Origin of the sequence: Methanogenium sp. MK-MG (assembly GCF_009914725.1) — an archaeon.
Lineage (GTDB): Archaea > Halobacteriota > Methanomicrobia > Methanomicrobiales > Methanomicrobiaceae > Methanogenium.
Map to the genome: position 1 here is coordinate 1 of NZ_JAAAWJ010000115.1, position 4,316 is coordinate 4,316.

Annotated in this window: 7 protein-coding genes; all 7 read right to left on the bottom strand. The window is 52.1% G+C overall.

Annotation, left to right across the window (positions count from 1 at the left end; all coding sequences use genetic code 11):
* Positions 1 to 467: tetrahydromethanopterin S-methyltransferase subunit A (locus MKMG_RS10805; RefSeq protein WP_165077911.1), on the bottom strand; the 467-nt coding region annotated here is incomplete at its 3' end.
* Position 468: 1 nt separating this feature from the next.
* Positions 469 to 675 (bottom strand): tetrahydromethanopterin S-methyltransferase subunit F, encoded by a 207-nt coding sequence (locus tag MKMG_RS10810; protein ID WP_165077913.1) that lies wholly within the window; start codon positions 673 to 675, stop codon positions 469 to 471.
* A 5-nt stretch (positions 676 to 680) separates the two neighbouring features.
* Positions 681 to 1,403: a tetrahydromethanopterin S-methyltransferase subunit A gene (mtrA, locus tag MKMG_RS10815; protein WP_165077915.1), complete on the bottom strand. Its 723-nt coding sequence runs from the start codon at positions 1,401 to 1,403 to the stop codon at positions 681 to 683.
* Positions 1,404 to 1,414: 11 nt separating this feature from the next.
* On the bottom strand, positions 1,415 to 1,699 hold the full coding sequence (mtrB, locus tag MKMG_RS10820) for a tetrahydromethanopterin S-methyltransferase subunit MtrB (RefSeq protein WP_165077916.1): 285 nt from the start codon (positions 1,697 to 1,699) through the stop codon (positions 1,415 to 1,417).
* On the bottom strand, positions 1,699 to 2,562 hold the full coding sequence (mtrC, locus tag MKMG_RS10825) for a tetrahydromethanopterin S-methyltransferase subunit MtrC (RefSeq protein ID WP_165077918.1): 864 nt from the start codon (positions 2,560 to 2,562) through the stop codon (positions 1,699 to 1,701). The genes mtrB and mtrC overlap by 1 nt, the downstream gene beginning before the upstream one ends.
* A gap of 11 nt (positions 2,563 to 2,573) precedes the next feature.
* On the bottom strand, positions 2,574 to 3,404 hold the full coding sequence (gene mtrD, locus MKMG_RS10830) for a tetrahydromethanopterin S-methyltransferase subunit D (RefSeq protein WP_165077920.1): 831 nt from the start codon (positions 3,402 to 3,404) through the stop codon (positions 2,574 to 2,576).
* A complete protein-coding gene (mtrE, locus tag MKMG_RS10835; RefSeq protein WP_165077921.1) occupies positions 3,401 to 4,312 on the bottom strand; it encodes a tetrahydromethanopterin S-methyltransferase subunit E in 912 nt (303 codons plus the stop codon). Before mtrE ends, mtrD begins: the two co-directional genes overlap by 4 nt.
* Between the last annotated feature and the right edge of the window lie 4 nt (positions 4,313 to 4,316).

The following is a 4,316-nucleotide window of genomic DNA, read 5'->3' on the forward strand; positions in this document are numbered from 1 at the left end:
CCGGGGTCTTTCCCTGCACATTCGTTGATTTTTGCGGTGATCGCACCCATGTCTTCGCTTTCCATGATGTCGACTATTTCGACCTGCTCCTGGAAGCGCTCGATTGCGGCTGTGTTAAGGTTTTCAATGAATGCAATAGCACCATTGGAACCGACGATCTTACCGCCTTCGACACCATTTGCGTGCAGGGCCTTCAGTGACTGGCCGGATAAGTGACCTTTCACTTCAGTTCCGCAGAAGATGATGAAACGGATGTTCGGATTTGAGATGGTGTTTGCAATCAGCTTCTCAAGTCCAAGGTTCTCTGTCTTACAGGAACCACAGATACCAGCGCCTGCGTCACAGACACCCTGTTCGTCAAGGTGAGAACCAAATGAACAGACTGCAACACAGCTCTCTGCACTGCCGGAGATATAATCGCCCTGGATAACCGGCCAGCCTGAGGCCGGGGATTTCTTATCTGCCATTTCAGATACCTCCCATTAATAATACAGGTACCATCACAAGGACGATAGAAATGACCAGACCGATAGAAAATCCGATGATACCGCTGGCACTAATTGCAGAGTCAAGCTTGTTGGTACGTGCAAGAATCTGCCCTTTGTACGTGATATCAGACATCATGCCATCAATCGCTGCAGTACGGATTGTTGTGGGTTGTTTTTCATCTGTCATTTATATCACCCCATCAGAAGGAAGCCCAAAAGGACAAACGATACGATCAGTCCGATCATTACTCCCTCAACTTTACCGGAATAGACACCCGCTGCATAGCGGTTACGGTATCCCATGTCTGTGACCATCATCTGGATTGTCTTCATCCGGGCATGAATCAGGGCAAGTTCAGCGGACATCACAGCTTCGACACCCTCTGTACTCTCTGCACCGCCTTCATCGGCGCTGACCTCGATTACCATCGGGTCTGCGTCGAATGCACCGGGGTCTTTCCCTGCACATTCGTTGATTTTTGCGGTGATCGCACCCATGTCTTCGCTTTCCATGATGTCGATGATCTCGACCTGCTCCTGGAAGCGCCCGATGGCGGCTGCGTCAAGGTTCTCGATGAATGCGATAGCACCATTGGAACCGACGATCTTACCGCCTTCGACACCATTTTCGTGCAGGGCCTTCAGTGACTGGCCGGATAAGTGACCTTTCACTTCTGTTCCGCAGAAGACGATGAAACGGATGTTCGGATTTGAGATGGTGTTTGCAATCAGCTTCTCAAGACCGAGGTTCTCTGTCTTACAGGAACCACAGATAGCAGCGCCTGCGTCACAGACACCCTGTTCGTCAAGGTGAGAACCAAATGAACAGACTGCAACACAGCTCTCTGCACTGCCGGAGATGTAATCGCCCTGGATAACTGGCCAGCCTGAGGCCGGTGATTTCTTATTTGCCATATCTTATCACCTCATAAGAATCCAAACGCGACTATCCCCGCGATGAAAAGTCCGACCGCAAGACCATACCACATTGCCGTGACAGCGCCTGCATAGAGCAGGGCTTCGCCTCTCCCGGGGAACGATACAAGGAATTCTCCTTCTCCCGAGAGCATGTTAACAATGTCATCAGCAACCTTGTCGAGTTTATCGACACGCTCAACAACCGGACCGAGGGATGCCCCTGCGGTGGTTACGAGTCCAATCATAGGGTCAGCGACGAGACCATACTCAGGCAGTACCTGGATATATCCCATTACTGTTCACCTCCGACTTCACGGATAGGCTGCGAGTCAAGCCATGCAAATGCATCACGCTTCGAGAGCTTGATCAACTCACTGTAGGACCATCCCCAGAGGATGATGGAAATAACGAATGAGATGACGACTGCGGGAAGCGAGAGGAATGCAAGTGACATGACTGCAACGCCGATCATGCTCAGAGCACCGCACTCAATTGCGCACATCTGTGTGCGGTCCCATGATTCATTGGGGCCGAGACATGCATTGAATGGGTGCTGGATTGCGATTGCACCGAGCATGAAGATTGTTGCGAGCACACATCCGCCGATAACGGATGATGCGTAGCTTGCAAGTTCAACACCGAGAACTGATGTTGTGCTGGTGATGAGGTCTCCGAATGAGAAGGTGCCTGCAACCATTGCAGTGAAGCCGAGCATTGTCAGTGAACCGACAACGGTAAGCTCTGCAATCATGCGGGTCATCACCGGGATGTTCATGTTGAGAACCTTGTCTGAAATGAATCCGAGGATTGCTCCGAGGATTGCTGCAACAACGACACAGCCGACAGGCACGAGAAGTGGATTGATTCCTGCGAGTTTTGTTGCAAAGAGCATGGCAACAACACCGGAACCAAGCGCGATCATACCTGCGGACGGTACACCAGTACCGAGACCATAGCTGCAGAGGTTCTTGATTGAGTCAGTACCCCACCAGAGTGCGATGATAGCCGCAATCCCGCCAAAGAAGGCGAAGACTTCAGTTGACATCAGGGTATTGAGGTAGACCAGATAGATACAGACCAGTGCGCCAATGAGCCCAATACCAAGCATGGTATTGTGATCCATTCCGCCTTCTGATGCTTCAATTTTAACTGACATTCTCTAACACCTCAGATTACCACCAGAAGAATAGCAACAAGACCGCAGGCTGCACATGCTGCAGACGATCCGATTACTGCGCGGGGCCATCTCTTGAACTTCGGGTCGTGGGGACCTTCGATTGTACCGGTAATGTTGTACGCGGTAAGTACTGCTGCTACAAGGAACATACCGACTGCAAAGATACCTGCAAGGGATACGGCAAGCGTGGACATGCCTTCAGGAGTCATGCCGAGGACTGTTGGAAGTGCCTCTTCATAGACTGCGAGAAGTTCAAGGTAGATGAGCGTACCGCCAAGACCGGCTAAGGTACCACCAATCACACCGCCAACGTAGGAGATGAACGGAAGTCCGTGACCCTCAGTTCCCTGAGATCTGTATCCATCGTAAGTGTCACCGGTAATGGGGTCTTTGTCGACCTTTCCGGATGCAGCGGGAATACCCATTGAATAGACGTAGACAACGTTCACCATCAGACAGGTAATTGCCATCAGGAGACCGCCGCCGACTGCGCCTGCACCGAGTGCGACCCAAAGGCCCATCTCAGCTGCCCATGCGCCTCCGAAGAGACCTGCAAGGCCACCACCGGCAGCGAGCATTGCCACACCGGTAGCGATACCGGGTGCCTGGCCCATTGCTGCCGGAGCACCACCGACCGGGACAAAGTGCACACCAAAGGAGATGAGCATGCCACCGATGATGACGCCGATAAGGGGAATGAGTGCTGCCGGGTAGAGAGCATAGGCAATACCAACCGATGCAAGTACGATAACCAGTGCGACCAGTGATGCAGCCGGGTTAATACCCTCTCCACCAGCTGAACCGCCACCTAATGCACTCATGCTGTTGCCTCCTCTTCTGTTGCTGTTTCTGTAGTATACGGGCCGTAGGTCTTGCGTGCCCATGTCTCGACAAAGCGGTCGATGACCATGAAGACGATGATGATTACGACACCGGCGATCACTGCTCCCCAGCCTGCTGCGAATGGCTCGAAGAGAATGGTACGCCATAACTCGAAGAACACGATAAGACCGAAACAGATACCGGATGCGGGACCTGCTCCCTTGGATGTGAACCATCCATTGTCAAGTGAACTTCTCTGTCCTGCCTCTGCATACCGGACGATGTCACCGGATGCGGAGATAGGTAACCCTGCACCGAAGGGGTAATTCTGATACTGGCGTTCTTTTCCATAGAACGGGTTACCAGTTGCAGACCCTGCTGCTCCAAGTGCAATTCCCCATACAAGACCCATCAATGGCAACGGGAACGGGTGTCCCAGGGCCTCGATGATAAGGAAACACATAGTAACAGTGGTGAAAACCGCCACGAATGCGTGGGCCATAGTCACAGTTGTAACCGATTTTAATATATCGATATAAACTGGCTGTTCAAATTTTGCGAGACTTGCAGTACGACCGAGATATGCAGTCGTGGCGTACACGCCCTGCACAAAGACTGCAACCGCAGAACCAATGATGAGAGCAAGAATCGCATTGTACTGAATCGCCATCAACGCCCAGGCAATTCCGGCAGCTAATGCCACCCATAGACCGTACGCAGGGGGTTCACCGGATACTGCTTTATTGTAGATCCTGTGAATATACCCCATCTGCGGAGCCAGCTGAACCTGTGAGTTCGGGTCACCCTGTGATCCGATATCAGATTCAGTGTCCTCCGCAGCGCCAGCTACAGTGGCAAGAGCGCCAGCCAAAGCGCTGATACCGATGCCAAATAGTATTTCTTCCATTCAG

Coding starts and splice junctions, on each gene's coding strand:
- MKMG_RS10810 (WP_165077913.1), bottom strand. CDS start 675: ATGACAGATGAAAAACAACCCACAACAATCCGTACTGCAGCGATTGAT.
- mtrE (WP_165077921.1), bottom strand. CDS start 4,312: ATGGAAGAAATACTATTTGGCATCGGTATCAGCGCTTTGGCTGGCGCT.
- mtrD (WP_165077920.1), bottom strand. CDS start 3,404: ATGAGTGCATTAGGTGGCGGTTCAGCTGGTGGAGAGGGTATTAACCCG.
- mtrC (WP_165077918.1), bottom strand. CDS start 2,562: ATGTCAGTTAAAATTGAAGCATCAGAAGGCGGAATGGATCACAATACC.
- mtrB (WP_165077916.1), bottom strand. CDS start 1,699: ATGGGATATATCCAGGTACTGCCTGAGTATGGTCTCGTCGCTGACCCT.
- mtrA (WP_165077915.1), bottom strand. CDS start 1,403: ATGGCAAATAAGAAATCACCGGCCTCAGGCTGGCCAGTTATCCAGGGC.